The sequence below is a fragment of the Pseudomonas sp. SWI44 genome (genome assembly GCF_002947915.1).
Classification (GTDB): Bacteria; Pseudomonadota; Gammaproteobacteria; order Pseudomonadales; family Pseudomonadaceae; genus Aquipseudomonas; species Aquipseudomonas taiwanensis.
In genome coordinates this window covers 77,779-93,952 of record NZ_CP026674.1, presented here as the reverse complement: position 1 = coordinate 93,952, position 16,174 = coordinate 77,779, and the positions used below count along the sequence as shown (strand labels likewise).

Below are 16,174 nucleotides of genomic sequence, written 5' to 3'. Positions count from 1 at the left end.
GGAGGGGTAGCTGATGAAACTCGTCTGCTTGCTGCGTGGTTGCCAGTGGCGCACGGTGATGACCCGTGAAGTCGCGGGTCTCGAATGCCAGTGTTGCGAGCGCTGCGGCGCCCTGCGCTACAGCAGCGCCGGCGATCCGTTCAACCCATAGGAGGTCAGCATGGCGCGGGCCATCTGGAAAGGCGCGATCAGTTTCGGCTTGGTGCACATCCCGGTTTCGCTCAATACGGCGGTGCGTACCGAGCGGGTCGATTTCGACTGGCTCGACAAGCGCAGCATGGAGCCGGTGGGCTACAAGCGGGTGAACAAGGTCACTGGCAAGGACATCGACAAGGAAAACATCGTCAAGGGCGTGGAGTACGAGAAAGGTCGCTATGTGGTGATCAGCGAGGAAGAGATTCGCGCCGCGCGGCCTGAGGCGACCCAAACCATCGACATCTTCTCCTTCGTCGACGCCGGCGACATCCCGCTGCAGCACTTTGACACCCCTTACTATCTGAGCCCCGACCGCCGTGGTGGCAAGGTCTACGCACTGTTGCGCGAAACCCTGGAAAGCACCGGCAAGGTGGCGTTGGCGACGGTGGTGCTGCACACCCGTCAGCACCTTGCGTTGCTGCGGCCGCTGGACGATGCCCTGGTGATGATCACCCTGCGCTGGCCCGAGGAGGTGCGCAGCATTGAAACCCTGGAGTTGGACAAGAGCGTGACCGAAGCCAAGGTCGACAAGCGCGAACTGGACATGGCCAAGCGGCTGGTCGAGGACATGAGCGGGCCGTGGTCCCCGGATGAGTACCACGATGCGTTTCGCCAGACCATTCTTGACCTGGTGGAGGAAAAGGCCAGCAAAGGCAAGATCGAGACGGTGGAGAAGGGCGAAGGTACCCGTACGGAGAAAGGCGCCGACATCATCGACCTCACCGAACTGCTCAAGCGCAGCCTGGGCGGCGGCAAGACCGCCAAGGGCAAGAAATCCACGACCAAACGCTCGCGCAAGGCGTCATGAGGGCGACGGGTCGCCCCCATGCTGTGCAATCAGGCTGCAGCGTGACTCAGGCCGCGCCGCGGGCGGCTTGCCGGCTGCCTTGCGCTGGCAGTGGCTCGTGCAGCGAGATCCGCGATGTCTCCGGTAGCGCCAGGCCGCCCAGCAATGCCACCAGGGCAATCACCACCAGGTAGAATGCTGGCGCAAGGCTGCTGCCGGTCTGGCCGATCAGCCAGGTCGCCACCAAGGGCGCCGTGCCGCCGAACAGCGTGTAGGCCACGTTGTAGGTGATCGCCGATGCGGTGTATCGGGTGCGGGTCGGGAAGGTTTCCGACAGCAGCGCCGCGGTCACCACCCCGCTTAGCAGCGCCCCGACCGCCAGCAGGATCACCCCCAGCAGTGCCCCGGACATCGACCCGGAACTGGCCAGCCAGTAAGCAGGGAACACGCAGGCCATTACCCACAGGCAGGTGAAGCCAATGGTCTTGCGCCGTCCGACCCGGTCCGAGAATGCGCCAGCCAGCGGGCAGCCAATGGCGGCGAACAGCAGCGCCACGGTAGTCACCAGCAGCGACTGGGCGCGGGTCAGGTGGCCAACCAGTTGCAGGTAGGTGGCGAAGTAAGTGGTGAACATGTAGAACGACAGCGCCGTCAGCGAGATGAAAGCTCCCAGGTTGCGGATCGCCCGGCCATGGGTGCGCAGGGTCTCCTTGAGCGGCGAGTGCTCGTGTGCCTTGCCCTCGGCCATGGCTTCGCGGAAGGCCGGGGTTTCTTCCATGCGCCAGCGCAGGTAGAGGCCGACCAGCCCCAGCGGCGCGGCGACCAGGAACGGAATGCGCCATCCCCAGGTGTTCATCGCTTCGCTGGTGAGGCTGGCTTCCAGCCCGTACGCGATCACTGCGGCGCAGGCGAAGGCCGAGAAGGTCGAAACCGGAACGAAACTGCCGTAGAAGGCCCGGCGGTTTCTGGGCGCGTGCTCCATCAGGTAGGCACACGCACCGGCATACTCGCCGCCGGCAGAGAAGCCCTGCAGGCAGCGTGCCAGGGTCAGCAGTGCGGGGGCGGCCAGGCCAATGCTGGCATAGGTCGGCAACAGGCCGATCAGGGTGGTGGAGCCGGCCATGAGCAAGATGGTCATCGACAGGACGCGCTTGCGCCCAAGCCGATCGCCCAAGGCGCCGAACACAATTCCGCCCAGGGGGCGCAAGGCAAAGGCCACGGCGAATACCGCGAACGTCTTGAGCAGCGCCACGCTGGCATCTTCGCTGGCGAAGAACTGGCTGGCGATCAGGGTGGCGAGAAAACCGTAGACGGCAAAATCGAACCACTCGACGAAATTGCCGATGGCCGAAGCGGCGATGACGCGGCGTAGCGTGGCGGGGGATACCTCATGAGGTGCGGACATGCGTGTGCTCTCCGGTGGTCATAGGCAGCCTGGATGAATGTAGAGCGGTCGGGCCGCTTTATCGTTGTGGTACAGGCAGTAGACAGGCCAGCGCGGGTGAGTGCTGCTTCGAGGGCGACATCGGGATATCTGTTTTGACCGTTTGTCGTGCGATACGGCCCCGTAGGAGCCGGCTTGCCGGCGATGCGACCCATGCGGTGTATGCACCGGCCGAGCGGTGATGGTCGGCAAGCCGGTTTCCACAACGACCGTCCAGTCGCAATCGCTTAGACGGTGAATACGACGCCAGTACGCGATGCGGCATTGCGAATATGCTCCTGCATGGCCCGTTGCGCTCCAACTTGCGAACGCCGTGCCAGCGCGCGGAGGATCTTGCGGTGCTCCTGCCAGGTTTCCATGGCGCGCTCGGGGCGAATGAACGGAAGCTTCTGGCTTTCCAGGAAGATCTCCTGGCTGGCGGTGATCACCTGCAGCATCGCCTGGTTGCCGCAGGCTTGCAGTAACTGCTGGTGGAAGGCGAAGTCCAGGCGCGCGGCCGCTTCGAAGCGACCGGCCCGCAATTCCACACGCATGGCCTCGACATTGGCCTCCAGGCGGTCGATGTCGTCAGCGGTCAGCCTCAAGGCAGCTTGCCCGGCGGCAAAACCTTCCAGCGTGTAGCGCAATTGGAAGGTGTCGGCGGCCGACACCTGCTCGGCGTAGGGCCAGGCGAACGCCGGCGGCGTCTGGGCCAGCGGCGCCTGGACGAACACACCCTTGCCCGGCTGGACGCTCACCAGTCCCAGCGCACTGAGCGAGGAGAGGGCTTCGCGCAACGAAGCCCGGCTGACGCCCAATTGTTCCGCCAGGTCGCGCTGCGAGGGCAGGGCATCGCCGGGCAGGTAACCGCCGTCGTCGATCAGTTTACGAATCGCCTGCAGGGCGATTTCAGGGACTGCGCGGGGGAGGGTGTCGAGCATGCTGTTCAGACCGGTCGGAGGCGATATCCGCTCCTTTTACGGGCATTGGCGGCGCCTTGCAAGTCTTGCCCCGGTGTGGCGCAGAATCGGTTCACCCTGCACGAATGCGGGGCGCGGCGCACCGCTGTGGGTGAAGCGTTCGAAGTAACTGTTCAGACCAGTAAGACCTTGCAGGCGCGGGCCTTGCGCAGGGTTCGTCGTGTGTTTTCAGGGATCTGGCATGGCCCATGCAATGGCCTTGCAGACTCATCACCCCGTTCCCTGCGAGGCTTTTCCATGAAGATGTTCCGTCCCCTGCTTCTGGCCACCCTGTTCTGCGGCAGCACCCTGGGCTTGTCCCAGGCGCAGGCCGACGCCCTCGCCGACATCACTGCCCGCGGTGTACTGAAGGTGGCGGTGCCGCAGGACTTCCCGCCGTTCGGTTCGGTCGGTCCCGACCTCAAGCCTCGTGGCCTGGACATCGACACCGCCCAGCTGCTGGCCGACAAGCTCGGTGTCAAGCTGGCGCTGACGCCGGTCAACAGCACCAACCGTATTCCATTCCTCACCACCGGCAAGGTCGACCTGGTGATCTCGAGCCTGGGCAAGAACCCCGAGCGCGCGGCGGTGATCGATTTCTCCCGCCCTTATGCGCCGTTCTACCTGGCGGTATTCGGCCCGCAGGACGCCAAGGTCGACAATATCGACGCCATCGCTGGCAAGACCATCAGCGTCACCCGTGGCGCGATCGAGGACATGGAGCTGTCCGCCGTCGCGCCCCAAGGCACCCTTATCAAACGCTTCGAGGACAACAACTCGACCATCGCCGCTTACCTGTCCGGCCAGGTCGACCTGATCGCCAGCGGCAGTGTGGTAATGGCTGCCATCGCCGAGAAGAACCCTTCCAAGGTCCCGGTGATGAAGGTCAAGCTCAAGGACTCGCCAGTTTATGTGGGCCTGGCCAAACAAGAGCCTGCGTTGCTGGAGAAGGTCAACGCCACCCTGGAAGCGGCCAAGGCCGACGGCAGCCTCAATCGCAATGCCGAGAAGTGGCTCAAGCAACCGCTGCCGGCTGATCTTTGAGCGGCAAGCGGAGCCTGAACCATGGCCTATCAATTCGACTTCGCCCCGGTGCTGGCGCAGGGTGACCTGTTGCTCAGGGGGGCGCTGTTCACCTTGCAGCTGACGGTTATCGGTACGCTGCTCGGTGTCGCCATCGGCGTGGTCGGCGCGGTGGTCCGCGCCTGGCGGCTGCGCCCGTTCGATGCGCTGTTCGGCGTGTACGTGGAACTGATCCGCAACACGCCTTTCATCGTCCAGCTGTTCTTCATCTTCTTCGGCTTGCCGGCGCTGGGCGTCAGGTTGACCGAGTGGCAAGCGGCGGTGCTGGCGATGGTGATCAACCTCGGGGCGTATTCCACCGAGATCATCCGTGCGGGGATCCAGGCTATAGCCAAGGGGCAGTTGGAGGCCGCTGCGGCATTGGCCATGAGCCGCTTCGAGGCACTGCGCCATGTGGTGTTGCGCCCTGCATTGGCCAAGGTCTGGCCGGCGTTGTCGAGCCAGATCGTGATCGTGATGCTGGGCTCGGCAGTGTGTTCGCAGATCGCCACCGAAGAGCTGTCCTTTGCCGCCAACTTCATCCAGTCGCGCAACTTCCGCGCCTTCGAAACCTACCTGCTGACCACGCTGATGTACCTGGTCATGGCCATTGTCGTGCGCCAGTTGCTGGCCTGGGTCGGCCAACGTTGGCTGATGGGGAGACGCTGAATGGATTTCACCTTGTGGGACATTGTCCGAAACCTGCTAACCGGGCTGCAGTGGACCTTGCTGCTGTCGCTGGTCGCGTTTCTGTGCGGCGGGCTGGCCGGGTTGCTGCTGTTGCTGGCGCGGATCAGCGACAGCTCCTTATTGCGTGGCTTTGCCCGTGGCTACATCGAGCTGTTCCAGGGCACGCCGCTACTGATGCAGCTGTTCATGGTGTTCTTCGGCATAGCGCTGTTCGGCATCGACGTCTCGGCGTGGATGGCCGCTGCCATTGCCCTCACGCTGTTCACCAGCGCCTTCCTGGCCGAGATCTGGCGTGGCTGCGTCGAGTCCATTCCTCGCGGTCAGTGGGAGGCGTCGGGCAGCCTGGCGTTGAATCGCCTGGAGCAACTGCGCTACGTGATCCTGCCCCAGGCACTGCGCATCGCCATCGCCCCGACGGTGGGCTTCTCGGTGCAGGTGGTCAAGGGCACGGCGGTGACCTCGATCATCGGCTTTACCGAGTTGACCAAGACCGGCGGCATGCTGGCCAACGCCACGTTCGAACCGTTCCTGATCTACGGCCTGGTCGCGCTGGGCTATTTCCTTCTCTGCTATCCGCTCTCGCTGAGCGCCCGTTATCTGGAAAGGAGGCTGCATGCCCCTGCTTAGAGTATCCGCACTGCACAAATACTATGGCGACAATCATGTGCTCAAGGGCGTTGACCTGAGTATCGAGGAAGGCGAGGTGGTGGCCATCATCGGCCGCAGTGGTTCGGGCAAGAGTACCTTCCTGCGTACCCTCAACGGTCTGGAGTCGATCAGCGATGGGGTGATCGAAGTCGACGGCGAATACCTCGATGCCAGCCGCGCGGACTTACGCGCCCTGCGCCAGAAGGTTGGCATGGTGTTCCAGCAGTTCAACCTGTTTCCGCACCTGAGCGTGGGCGAGAACGTGATGCTCGCGCCACAGGTGGTGAAGAAGGCCAGCCGTGCAGAGGCCCGCCAGCTGGCCGAGCAGATGCTGGCGCGGGTGGGGCTCGCCGAGAAGTTCGATGCGTATCCTGACCGACTCTCTGGTGGCCAGCAGCAACGCGTGGCAATCGCCCGGGCGCTGGCGATGTCGCCGAAGGTACTGCTGTGCGACGAGATCACCTCGGCACTGGACCCGGAGCTGGTCAACGAAGTGCTGGGCGTGGTTCGCCAACTGGCCAGCGAGGGCATGACCCTGATCATGGTCACCCACGAAATGCGCTTCGCCCGCGAGGTGGGCGACAAACTGGTGTTCATGCACCACGGCAAGGTGCACGAGGTGGGAGACCCCCGCGAAGTGTTCGCCGCCCCGCGCACGGCGGAGCTGGCGAACTTCATCGGTGCGGTGGCGTCGGCCTGACCGGCCAAACGATCAGAAACAAAGGTCCAGCGCCAGCTCGAAGGTGCGTGGCGCGCGTAGGCCTGCTTGGCATATACCTCATTGGTCAGGTTGCGCACCCGCCCGGTGAGGGGGGTGTGCTCGTCCAGGCGATAGCGGACGAAGGCACCCTACAGGGTGTAGGCTGGTGCCTTGGGGGTATTGGCGTTGTCGGCGTACACCGAGTCGACATAGCGAGCGTCCACGCCCCCTGACCCGTCCTGGGGCAGGCTGTAGGTCAGCCACAGGTTGCCGACATTTGGTGCATTATCCTTGCGCGACACCGATGCGCCGTTGAGCGCTTCGTTGAGCTGATCGTACCGCCCGTCGCCGACGTTGTAGTTCTCGAAGCGCCGGCTCTTGTCGCTCTGCAGGGTGCTGCGACCAGGCAGGAGCGGCGAGCCCCAGTACGGACTGTCCTCGGTGTCCTACTGGTATTCCAGTGCCAGGGCAGCACGCGGGGCCGTGGGGTGATTTTCATGGCGGCGAATCTAGCATTGGGGTGAATGGTCAGGTAGTGCTTCGCGGTGGCGGATTGCCGCACCTGGCATCGCATAGGACTCAGACCTGCGAATCACCGGTGCACAGCCGGTTGCGCCCGCTCTGCTTGGCCTGGTACAGCGCCCGATCCGCCTCGCTCAGCGCCTCGCCAGGGTCGCTGCCTTCCACTGCCTGCCAATGCGCGACACCCAGCGAAATGGTCATTGCGCCCACCGGCTCCAGCGGCGTGTCCTGTACCGTCACTCGCAGGCGCTCGGCTACATTCGTGGCCACCTCCAGACTGGCACCGGGCAACAGCATCAGAAACTCCTCGCCACCGGTTCGGCATAGCAGGTCGCCTTCACGGCAACAGCCGCGCATCAGTTCGGCGAGGCGGCGCAGCACCTGGTCGCCAACATCATGGCCATGGCCATCGTTGATCCGCTTGAAGTGATCGATGTCCAGGACGATGGCCGAGAATCGCCGCCCTTCAGCTTTGAGCAGCGACAGGCTGAACTCCAGGCTGCGGCGGTTGCCCAGCCCGGTCAGCGGGTCGGTCTGGGCGTCGCGGTTGAGCCGGCCTATGCGCTCGTGCAACAGGTTCAAGCCAAACAGTAGCGCACGCTTGAGCTCGGCCGCTTCAAAGTACCAGGCGCGCACGCGATGCAGGCGTTCGGCGGTACTGGCGCGGTCCATCGACCTGGCCCCGGCCGCCAATTGCCATAGCGGGCGGGCGATGATCATTGCCAGCCACCAGAGCAGCAGGCAGCCAAGCAACGCCAAGGGAGCTGAAATACCCATCACGCTGAGTATCAGGTGGCTCAATGGTGCAACGGTTTGCTCCAGCGGCTGCTGGGCTATCACGCCCCAGCCCGCGCTGGGTACGGTGGCGAATCCGGCCAGCATCTCGACGCCACGGGTATTGGTCACTTGCCGGGTGCCGCTGGGCACCGTCGCCAACTGGTCCACCAGTGCGTTGCCTTCCACCAGCGTGCCGACACGCTCTGCATCGGGGTGATACAGCAACCGACGATTGCGATCGACCACGTAGAGGTACGAGCCGTCTTTGTAGAAATGTTCACCCAGCAAGCTGTTGAGGATGTTGCGCTCGCGCAGGTAAAGGCTGCCGCCGACATAACCGAGGTACCGGCCGTTGCCATCGAAGATCGGGTGCGACAGCGCTACCACCAGGTTGTTGGCGGCTGACAGAAAAGGCGTCGAGACCAGAGGCCGGCGCTGGGTCAGTGCCTCCTGGGACCCGGGTGAATGCACGCGGGTGCCGATGAAACGACGTAGTGTAGCGGGCGATATAGCCCGCAGGACGCCCTCGGCGTCCACCACGAAGGTGGAGTTGAAGGCACTGCTCTGTCGCAGCAGACGCTCGGTTTCCGCCACCATCGCTTCGGTGTCGTCCATCTGACGTCCCTGCAAACCGGCGCTGAACGACAGATGCTGCAAGGCGTTGCTGATGAAGGTCTCGGTGATGGCCGCCAGCTTGGCCGCATACACTCGGTTCGCTTCAAGCGCGTGGTCGATCAGCAACTGTCGTTGCACCCGGTAGCTGGCGAAATAGCTGGCGCACAGCATCACCAGGGCGGTGAGGGCACAAAGGACGAGAATGAGCGTGCGCAGGTCCAGGCGCAGTCCGTGCTTGGCGTGTGGCAATCCTGATCTCACTGACGCGGAAAATGGAATAACCTTACTCGTTATGTGTTTGCACGGCTATAGAAGAACGGTGTGAGGTACCGAGGCATCAAGCGCCGGCCTTTTCCAGCGACCTCAGCTCGTCTTCCACTTGTTGCATGCGCTGTTTGGCCAATGCCTGCACCTTTTCATCACGTGCAGACTCACGCATGAGTGCGGTCAGCTTGCGGCTGAGGCGCTGGCCTTCCTCGGTCTCTTCCAAGGCCCTGGCCTTGGCCGGGTCGCGGGTGGCTTCGACGATGGTGTTGAACTCGGTGTCGCTGAAGTTCTTCTCGCTGTAGAGCTTGTACAGGTCCTGGCGCTGGTCCTCGACGGTAAGGTGCTTGCGCAGCACTTCCCTGATCGTGGTTTCGGCCAGCGCCGGGTGGGTGCGGGTGAGCAGCGACGCCATACGGTCGATATTGTTCTCGTAGGCCTCCTGCAGCGGCAAATTGGCCAGGATCTGTTCGTTGCGGCTGGGCTTTGGGTCGCAAGCGACGAGGGCAGCGGCGAGCAACAGGGGAAGCAGGAGCGAGGGGAGGCGGGGCATGGACTGGCCTTGGGCGCGATGTATGGGGCAATTATACCGATGTCGATGTGCCGGCGACGAGAGCGAATGTGCGTCAGCAATTGGCCGGCCAGGGCAATGCCCGAACGGGCAAGCAGGCCTTGTGGCGCCGACCTTACTGAAGTACAACTCAGGTCGCACTCGCCATCGCTACCTGTCGACCATGCCACATTGGACCCTCCATACTCCCAGCCATGACGCCATCGCAGAAGTCGTGAGGTTCGTCGACGCGGCACGCCGTGATCTGTTCCCCATGCTCGCCGAAGCGCCGTTACCCAACGACCTTGCCCACTTCGGCGATACCTACCTCGATGGCGCTGGTCGTTTCCTCGTGGCCCGCGACCAGGGCCGGCTGGTCGCAGCCATCGGCTATCTGCCGTATGACCATCGCTTCCCTCAGCTCGACTACCGAGGTGCTCACGTGGTCGAGGTGGTGCGCTTGTTCGTCCGGCCCGAGTACCGCAGGCATGGGCTGGCTGGCGCCCTGTTCGCGGCACTGCGCGAGCAGGCCATGAATGCAGGTGTCGACTGCCTGTACCTGCACACCCATCCCTTCCTGCCTGGCGCGATTGCGTTCTGGGAGCGGCAAGGATTCAAGGTGGTCGATGTCGAGGATGACCCGCTGTGGCGCACCACCCATATGCACCAATGGCGGCGAACCTAGTGTGGTGTTTCGCAAGTAACACTCATATTTTTCGGCCTAACGCCTCGGCTGCACGACCGACGCTTGCCAAGATGTCATCGGCCTTTCGATGCCAGCGAAAGGGTCGAGGGTTGGCGTTGTGGGTGGCAAGGTAGTAATCAATGGACTCCTCCAGATCCTTCACGCTGGTATGTGCCTGGCGCTTGATCCACTTTTCGCTCAGCGTCGAGAGGAAGCGCTCCACCAGATTCAACCAGGATGCCGAAGTAGGTGTGAAGTGCACTTGGTAGCGCGGATGCGCTGCCAGCCACACTTTCACGTTGTCAGTCTTGTGTGTCGCGTAGTTGTCCATTACCAGATGAACAGGCATGTCCTCGGGTACGTTAGCGGCCACCTCTTTGAGGAAAGCGAGAAACTCTGTACTTCGATGGCGGCGCTTCAATCTTCCGATGACTTCACCCGTAGCGATATCCAGCGCCGCGAACAACGATGTGGTTCCGTGGCGCTTGTAGTCGTGGGTGCGAGTGACGGGTTTGCCGGGGGCAAGAGGTAAGCCTGGCTGGGTACGGTTCAGCGCCTGAATCTGGCTTTTCTCGTCGATGCAGAGCACCAGGGCCTTTTCGGGAGGGTTGAGGTAGAGCCCAACAATGTCGTGGACCTTGTCGACGAACAGAGGGTCGGTCGAAAGTTAGAAGGTCTTCTCAAGGTGAGGCTTGAGGCCGAAGGCATGCCATATCCGCATGACGCTGGCTGGAGAAATGCCGGTTGCCTGACTCATCGAGCGAGTGCTCCAGTGACTGGCATCTTCGGGTTTGGATTGCAGTGCCTGATTGACCACGGCCTGTACTTGTTCATCGGTTATGCTGCGAGGCCGGCCTGAGCGATGTTCGTCATTTAAACCATCGAGCCGCAGCCGACTGAATCGCACTCGCCAACGCGAGACCGTGTGTACGCCGCTGCCAAGTCTGTGGGCGATTGAGGTGCCTGATTCTCCACTAGCGCACGCCAAGATGATTTCGGCGCGAATGCGAGATTCAGCAGAGCCTTTACGCTATCGGGAGCGACGAAGCAGTTCGATGTGTTCTTCGTCGCTCAGCTCAATCGGGGCAGCAGGTCGGCCGGCTTTCATATCGTGGCTCCGAGGCATTTCTGATGCTGTGAAGCCTAGACCAAAATATGAGTGTTACTTGCGAAGCACCACACTAGGAAGGCTCCTACATCCGCGCTGCGGCGCGGGCCATCACGTTCATTTCATTCCCCCGCCGCGTTCCTTACCTTCCCGTCCGATCATCAAGACGAGGAAGCAATGCCCATGGCGCACCTGGCCCTGTACAAGCTCAAGCTGCTGGACCATTTCGAAGACCGCAGAGACGCCTGGACCTTCGCAGACTTCGAGAGCAGCTTGCTCAAGGCCTGGCGCCGGGCGACGCGCGATGATGCCAAGGCCATCATCCATGCGGCGCATAAGGAAGGATGCTGGCCAAAGACGGTCAAGCGTTACGTGCTGACCCACTACCAGGTTTTTGGCAATGTCAGTGCGCAGCTCAGTGCAACGTTCGCTGATGTCGTGGCGTCGATAAGCTCGCAGGAGAGGGCGCAGTGGCGATTGCAGGCATCAACCTGAAAGCGCAGCGGGCCGCGCGCAGGATCAGAATCCTCCTGTCAGCGGCCACTCCACCGCCAGGCGGATCTGGTTCCCGTCCAGTTCCGCTTGCGCGGTATTGCCCCGGTGCACGTTGTGCCGCACAGAAAACGCAGTGCCCTTGGCCTTGCCGCTCTGCACCACGTAGCGCGCCTCAAGGTCGCGCTCCCAATGCTTGCCGCCCTTGCCATAGCCCAGGTAGGCATAACCGCCGTTGGGGTCCACATGCGATCCGTCGATATCGAACCCCCTGACGTACAGCGCTGTCAGGCTCAACCCTGGTACCCCATAGGCGCCCATGTTCAGGTCATAGCGCGCCTGCCAGGACCTTTCGTTGGGTGCGTTGAAGTCGGACATCTGCACGGCGTTGGCGATGTAGATCGCTCCACGGCTGACATAGTCGAACGGCGTGTTACCGTCCACCTGCTGCCAGCCGAGGCTGAAGCCGTGGGGGCCCTGGTTGTAACGCCAGACCAGGCTCCATGTGGTGTTGTCAATGTGCCCGGATAGCGCCTTGCCGGTATCGGTGGTGCGATACAGGTTGAGATCCAGGCTCAGGCTGCGACGGTCGTCCAGGGCATGGGTGAGTGTGCTGCCCAGGTAGTGCTGGTTCCAGCTGTCTTCATAGCGAGAGGTGTACAGGCTGCCACTGAAGGCGGCGCCGGGGTTCCACACCACGCCTGCCAGGTCGAAACCGTTGCCTTGCCGGCCGTTGGAATAGTTGACCACGAAGCCTTGGTCGTGGCTCGACGCGTTGCGGTCGGTGTTCTCGTTGAAATGGCCGGCCACCAGCTTGAGTGAGTCGAACGGGTTGCTGGTGAGGAAGAATCCGGTGGCCGTCTCAGGCAACAGGCGGCTGTCGGAGGAACTGAATACCGGCGTCTTCACGCGCTGTTCGCCATAGGACAGCACGGTATTGGAAACACGCAGCTTGAGCGCAGCACCGCCCCGGCTGTACTCGGATTTGGGGTGGCCATCGTTGTCCAGGCTGAGCAAGCGTGCCTTGCCGGCGCGTCCTCCGCCGCTGTCCAATTGCAGGCCAAGGTAGGCGTGTGCATCGACACCCACGCCGATAACGCCTTGGGTAAATCCTGAGGTGAAGGTGCCCATCAAACCGTAGGCCCACTCTTCGGCAAGGCCGTTGCGTTCGTCACGCGGCTTGTAGGCATTACGCGCGCTGCCGTTGCGGCCCCCATGCTTGTAGTCGCGCTGGTCGAATACGCTGCGATTGAGCAGGCCCCAGGTGCTGTCCTCGACGAAGCCGTTGCTTTGCGACTGCGTGGAGTCGGCCATCGTGAATGGGGTGATGCCCAGCAGCGGCAGCGCCAGCAGCAAGCGGCTCATCGTGCGGCCTCCAGTTTGCTCAACTGTGCGGCGAAGCGGTCTTTGGCGCGGGTCGGCAGGTTTCCTGGGATTGGCGTGGCCTGGGCGTCACCCACTTGAATCAACATCACCATGCCCATGGCCACGTGGGGAATGCACTGGACGCCATATGTACCGGGCACCGTGAAGCTGTGCTCGAAGGGCTGGTTGAGCCTGCTCATGAACGCCTCGGCCCCGGCAGGCAGCAGCCCTGGAACGCTGGCGGCGTTGTGCCCGCTTTGGCTAGGTAGGAAGCGAACCGTGTCGCCTGGCGCAATGCGCAGATAATCCGGCTCGTACACCATCGACCCCTCGGCGCCGCGATTGAGCATTTTCACTTCATGCACCTCGGCCTGGGCGGCGTGGGTGAAAACGGTGCTGACGAGCAGTAGGGCGAAAGGACGCAACGGCATGGTGGGAACTTCCAGGTTCAAGGGGCGCGAAAACGCAGGATGCGCGCGCCATCGAAGGGGTCGGTGAGGTAGTGCGCCTGCACGCCGAAGGTGCTCAGCAGACGCTCCGGCGTCAGCACGTCCTGCGGTTTGCCCAGGGCGACCAGGCGGCCTTTGTCCAGCATGGCGACACGGTCACAGGTGAGCGCCTGGTTCAGGTCGTGCAGGGCGATCAGGGTGGTGATCGGTAGCGCCTGAACCTGGCGTAGCAGGCTGAGCTGATGCTGGATATCCAGATGGTTGGTCGGCTCGTCGAGCAGCAGCACCTGAGGGCTTTGGGCCAGGGCGCGGGCGATGTGCACCCGTTGGCGCTCGCCCCCGGACAGTGAGTTCCAGATGCGGGTGCGCAGGTGCTCGGCGTCGAGGTCGACCAAGGCTTGCTCGACGATGGCGCGGTCGTGGCTGGAGAACGGCGACAGGGCCGATAACCATGGCGTGCGCCCCAGGGCCACGGCGTCGAACACGCTGATGGCGTCGAGGGTGTCGGCCTGCTGTTCGACCAGCGCCAGAGTCTGGGCGATACGCCGTCGGGGAAGCCGCGCCAAGGCGTTACCGAGCAACTGGACACTGCCGCTGGCCGGCGCGCGTAGCCCGGCCAGCACTTTGAGCAAAGACGATTTACCCGAACCATTCGGGCCGACGATCCCCAGCGTTTCGCCGGTGACCAAGGTGAGGTCGATATCGCGGAGCACGAGATTGCCCGACAATTCGAGGCTCAGGCCCTGACAGGCGAGTGGGGCGATGGGCGCATTGATCATGAGGGTCATGGGCGCCCCCGACGGCTGACCAGGATCAGCGCGAACACAGGCGCGCCGATCAATGCGGTGACCACGCCCACCGGTATCACTTGGCCCGCAATCAGCGTGCGTGACAGTACATCGGCGGCGATCAGGAACAAGGCGCCGCCCAGGGCGCTGGCCGGCAGCAGGTGGCTATGGCCAGGGCCGAGCAGCAAGCGCAGGGCGTGGGGAATCACTAAACCGACAAAACCGATGGCCCCGACGATCGACACCATCACCGCTGTCACCAATGCAGCGCAACTGATCAGCAGCAACTGGGTGCGACGCACGGCAATACCCAGCGACGCTGCCGAGTCGACTCCGAAAGTAAAGGCATCCAGCGTGCGGCGGTGCCACAGGCACACCACCAGGCCGGCCAGCGCCACTGGAAGTGCCAGCCACACCGATGGCCAGCGCACGCCACTGAGGTTGCCCAACAGCCAGAACAGGATGCCACGCGCCTGCTCGGCGGTGGCCGACTTGGTGATCAGGAAGGCAGTCAGTGCATTGAACAGTTGCGAGCCGGCAATGCCTGCGAGGATGACCTGGGCGCTGTTGCCAGTGGAGCCGCTGGTGCGGGCCAGCACCAATACCAGCGCGAAGGCAGCGAGTGCACCGAGGAACGCACCTGCTGACATGCTCAGTGCCATGCCACCGAACCCCAGCAAGCCCACCAGCACCGCACCGGTCGAAGCGCCTGCCGAGAGGCCCAGCAAGTAAGGCTCGGCCAGCGGGTTGCGCAGCAATGCCTGGAGAATCACCCCGCAGGTCGCCAGCCCGGCACCGCAGGCGGCAGCCACCAGGGTGCGGGTCAGACGGTAGTTCCAGACGATGCCCGCATCGATCGGGTCGACCGGGTAACCAGCCTGCCACAGGTGGTTGGCCAGCACTTGGTAAACCACGCTGGACGATACGTTGGCCTCTCCGATGACGGTGCCGGCCAGGACGGCGGCGAGCAGGGCCATTGCCGACAGGACGCTATAAATCAACAAACGCTTCATCACGGCGCCGCATTGCCGCTGGCGAAGGCGGCAGACAAAGTCTGCAGGCCACGGAACAGACGGATGCCGGCCTGCATGGCATCTGCATCGAGGATGATGATGCGGTTGTTCTTCACCGCGTCCATGTTGCGGGTCACCGGGTCGTTGTGCAGGAAGTCGAGTTTTTTCTGGTAGTCGTCGGCGGGGAAGCGGCGGCGGTCCATGCGGGCAATGATCAGCCAGGTTGGATTGGCCTTGGCCAGCGTTTCCCAGCCCACGGTCGGCCATTCCTCGTTGGACTCGACCACATTGCGCACACCGAGGGTGCGCAGCATGAAGTCAGCCACCCCTTGGCGACCAGCCACATAAGGGTCTATCTGGAAGTCGGCGCTGGAGAACCAGAACAATGCGCTGGTGTTGGAGAGGTCCTTGCCTGCAACGTGCTTTCTGGCACTGTCCAGGCTTGCCTTGAGATCGGCGTTCAATGCCGCGCCGCGGTCCTGCACGTCGAAGATCTCGGCCAGTTGGCTGACGCTTTTGTAGATGCTCTGGACCTGGAAAGCTTGTAGACGGGTACCGTCGGCTCCGACCAGGTTGTCCTTGCCTTCGCAGTCCGATGGCAGCAGGTACGTAGGAATCTTCAGCTCATCGAACTGCTCGCGGGTTGCCACGACGCCCTGGGCGCCGACCATCCACTCGAATTGCACCGCCACCAACCGTGGGCGCTTGCCCACCACGGCTTCGAAACTGGGGTCGTTGTCGGCCAGCCGCTCGACCTTGTCGTTCACCGCCTTGTACTCGGGCAGCACATTGTTGAACCACAGCGAAGTGCCGGCCACTTTGTCGCCCAGCCCAAGGGCATAGAGGATCTCGGTCGCCGCCTGGCCGATGGTGACGGCGCGCTCGGGGGCCTGGGCGAAGGTCTGGGGCCGGCCACAGTTGTCGACGGTGAGCGGGTAGTGGGTGGTAGCGGCCTGGGCCAGGCCGGCGAGGCTCAGGCCTGCAAGCAGGGTGGTGGAGCGCAGCAGCATGTGGGGGCGATCTCCTATCGGACAGTTCACGGCATGAACGCACGGACAGGCATCGCCAAGCCCCATGCGCAC

At 63.2% G+C, this 16,174-nt stretch carries 17 protein-coding genes and 2 pseudogenes; 8 read left to right on the top strand and 11 right to left on the bottom strand.

Going from position 1 to position 16,174, the window contains the following annotated elements:
- Positions 1 to 13: 13 nt before the first annotated feature.
- Together C4Q26_RS28005 and C4Q26_RS00460 are read left to right on the top strand one after the other, a co-directional pair.
- Positions 14 to 151 carry a PSPA7_2676 family Cys-rich small protein gene (locus C4Q26_RS28005; RefSeq protein WP_167332796.1) on the top strand — a complete coding sequence of 46 codons (138 nt, stop codon included), beginning with the start codon at positions 14 to 16 and terminating at the stop codon, positions 149 to 151.
- Positions 152 to 160: 9 nt separating this feature from the next.
- Entirely contained in the window at positions 161 to 1,003 is an 843-nt protein-coding gene (locus tag C4Q26_RS00460) for a Ku protein (RefSeq protein WP_104882546.1), read from the top strand.
- A 46-nt stretch (positions 1,004 to 1,049) separates the two neighbouring features.
- Here C4Q26_RS00460 and C4Q26_RS00455 read toward each other — a convergent pair whose 3' ends face one another.
- Together C4Q26_RS00455 and C4Q26_RS00450 are read right to left on the bottom strand one after the other, a co-directional pair.
- Positions 1,050 to 2,387 (bottom strand): MFS transporter, encoded by a 1,338-nt coding sequence (locus C4Q26_RS00455; protein ID WP_104882545.1) that lies wholly within the window; start codon positions 2,385 to 2,387, stop codon positions 1,050 to 1,052.
- A 266-nt stretch (positions 2,388 to 2,653) separates the two neighbouring features.
- Positions 2,654 to 3,346, bottom strand: coding sequence for a FadR/GntR family transcriptional regulator (locus tag C4Q26_RS00450; RefSeq protein WP_023380180.1), 693 nt, complete (start codon positions 3,344 to 3,346; stop codon positions 2,654 to 2,656).
- A gap of 276 nt (positions 3,347 to 3,622) precedes the next feature.
- On the opposite strand from C4Q26_RS00450, the gene C4Q26_RS00445 reads away from it, so the two are divergent.
- From C4Q26_RS00445 to C4Q26_RS00430, 4 genes are read left to right on the top strand one after another with little or no spacing between them, the layout of a single operon-like run.
- On the top strand, positions 3,623 to 4,408 hold the full coding sequence (locus tag C4Q26_RS00445; protein WP_023380181.1) for a transporter substrate-binding domain-containing protein: 786 nt from the start codon (positions 3,623 to 3,625) through the stop codon (positions 4,406 to 4,408).
- A 21-nt stretch (positions 4,409 to 4,429) separates the two neighbouring features.
- Positions 4,430 to 5,095: an amino acid ABC transporter permease gene (locus tag C4Q26_RS00440; protein WP_023380182.1), complete on the top strand. Its 666-nt coding sequence runs from the start codon at positions 4,430 to 4,432 to the stop codon at positions 5,093 to 5,095.
- A complete protein-coding gene (locus tag C4Q26_RS00435) occupies positions 5,096 to 5,743 on the top strand; it encodes an amino acid ABC transporter permease (protein WP_023380183.1) in 648 nt (215 codons plus the stop codon).
- A complete protein-coding gene (locus tag C4Q26_RS00430; RefSeq protein ID WP_023380184.1) occupies positions 5,730 to 6,464 on the top strand; it encodes an amino acid ABC transporter ATP-binding protein in 735 nt (244 codons plus the stop codon). The genes C4Q26_RS00435 and C4Q26_RS00430 overlap by 14 nt, the downstream gene beginning before the upstream one ends.
- A 12-nt stretch (positions 6,465 to 6,476) precedes the next feature.
- On the opposite strand, the pseudogene C4Q26_RS00425 reads toward C4Q26_RS00430, so the two are convergent.
- The 3 genes and pseudogenes from C4Q26_RS00425 to C4Q26_RS00415 form a co-directional block, all read right to left on the bottom strand.
- Positions 6,477 to 6,826 (bottom strand): annotated as a pseudogene (locus C4Q26_RS00425) (TonB-dependent receptor domain-containing protein); the annotation flags it as partial.
- A 217-nt stretch (positions 6,827 to 7,043) separates the two neighbouring features.
- Positions 7,044 to 8,627, bottom strand: a complete 1,584-nt coding sequence (locus C4Q26_RS00420; RefSeq protein ID WP_104882544.1) for a sensor domain-containing diguanylate cyclase — start codon at positions 8,625 to 8,627, stop codon at positions 7,044 to 7,046.
- Positions 8,628 to 8,715: 88 nt separating this feature from the next.
- Positions 8,716 to 9,195 (bottom strand): hypothetical protein, encoded by a 480-nt coding sequence (locus C4Q26_RS00415; protein ID WP_104882543.1) that lies wholly within the window; start codon positions 9,193 to 9,195, stop codon positions 8,716 to 8,718.
- Positions 9,196 to 9,376: 181 nt separating this feature from the next.
- Between C4Q26_RS00415 and C4Q26_RS00410 the strand changes: the two genes are divergently transcribed.
- Positions 9,377 to 9,877 carry a GNAT family N-acetyltransferase gene (locus C4Q26_RS00410; RefSeq protein ID WP_027907178.1) on the top strand — a complete coding sequence of 167 codons (501 nt, stop codon included), beginning with the start codon at positions 9,377 to 9,379 and terminating at the stop codon, positions 9,875 to 9,877.
- A gap of 22 nt (positions 9,878 to 9,899) precedes the next feature.
- On the opposite strand, the pseudogene C4Q26_RS00405 reads toward C4Q26_RS00410, so the two are convergent.
- Positions 9,900 to 10,883: pseudogene (locus tag C4Q26_RS00405) on the bottom strand (IS630 family transposase).
- Positions 10,884 to 11,168: 285 nt separating this feature from the next.
- Between C4Q26_RS00405 and C4Q26_RS00400 the strand changes: the two are divergent.
- A complete protein-coding gene (locus C4Q26_RS00400) occupies positions 11,169 to 11,480 on the top strand; it encodes a hypothetical protein (protein ID WP_023380188.1) in 312 nt (103 codons plus the stop codon).
- Positions 11,481 to 11,504: 24 nt separating this feature from the next.
- Here C4Q26_RS00400 and C4Q26_RS00395 read toward each other — a convergent pair whose 3' ends face one another.
- Genes C4Q26_RS00395 through C4Q26_RS00375 form a run of 5 tightly spaced genes read right to left on the bottom strand, consistent with a single transcriptional unit; the run spans position 11,505 to position 16,102 of the window.
- Entirely contained in the window at positions 11,505 to 12,842 is a 1,338-nt protein-coding gene (locus C4Q26_RS00395) for an OprD family porin (RefSeq protein ID WP_027907179.1), read from the bottom strand.
- The gene (locus C4Q26_RS00390) at positions 12,839 to 13,273 is read right to left on the bottom strand and encodes a pseudoazurin (protein WP_023380190.1); all 435 of its coding nucleotides are present in this window, start codon (positions 13,271 to 13,273) and stop codon (positions 12,839 to 12,841) included. The genes C4Q26_RS00395 and C4Q26_RS00390 overlap by 4 nt, the downstream gene beginning before the upstream one ends.
- A gap of 17 nt (positions 13,274 to 13,290) precedes the next feature.
- Positions 13,291 to 14,079: an ABC transporter ATP-binding protein gene (locus C4Q26_RS00385; protein ID WP_023380191.1), complete on the bottom strand. Its 789-nt coding sequence runs from the start codon at positions 14,077 to 14,079 to the stop codon at positions 13,291 to 13,293.
- Entirely contained in the window at positions 14,076 to 15,092 is a 1,017-nt protein-coding gene (locus tag C4Q26_RS00380; RefSeq protein ID WP_023380192.1) for an iron ABC transporter permease, read from the bottom strand. The genes C4Q26_RS00385 and C4Q26_RS00380 overlap by 4 nt, the downstream gene beginning before the upstream one ends.
- Entirely contained in the window at positions 15,092 to 16,102 is a 1,011-nt protein-coding gene (locus tag C4Q26_RS00375) for an ABC transporter substrate-binding protein (RefSeq protein WP_104882542.1), read from the bottom strand. Before C4Q26_RS00375 ends, C4Q26_RS00380 begins: the two co-directional genes overlap by 1 nt.
- Positions 16,103 to 16,174 lie beyond the last annotated feature (72 nt).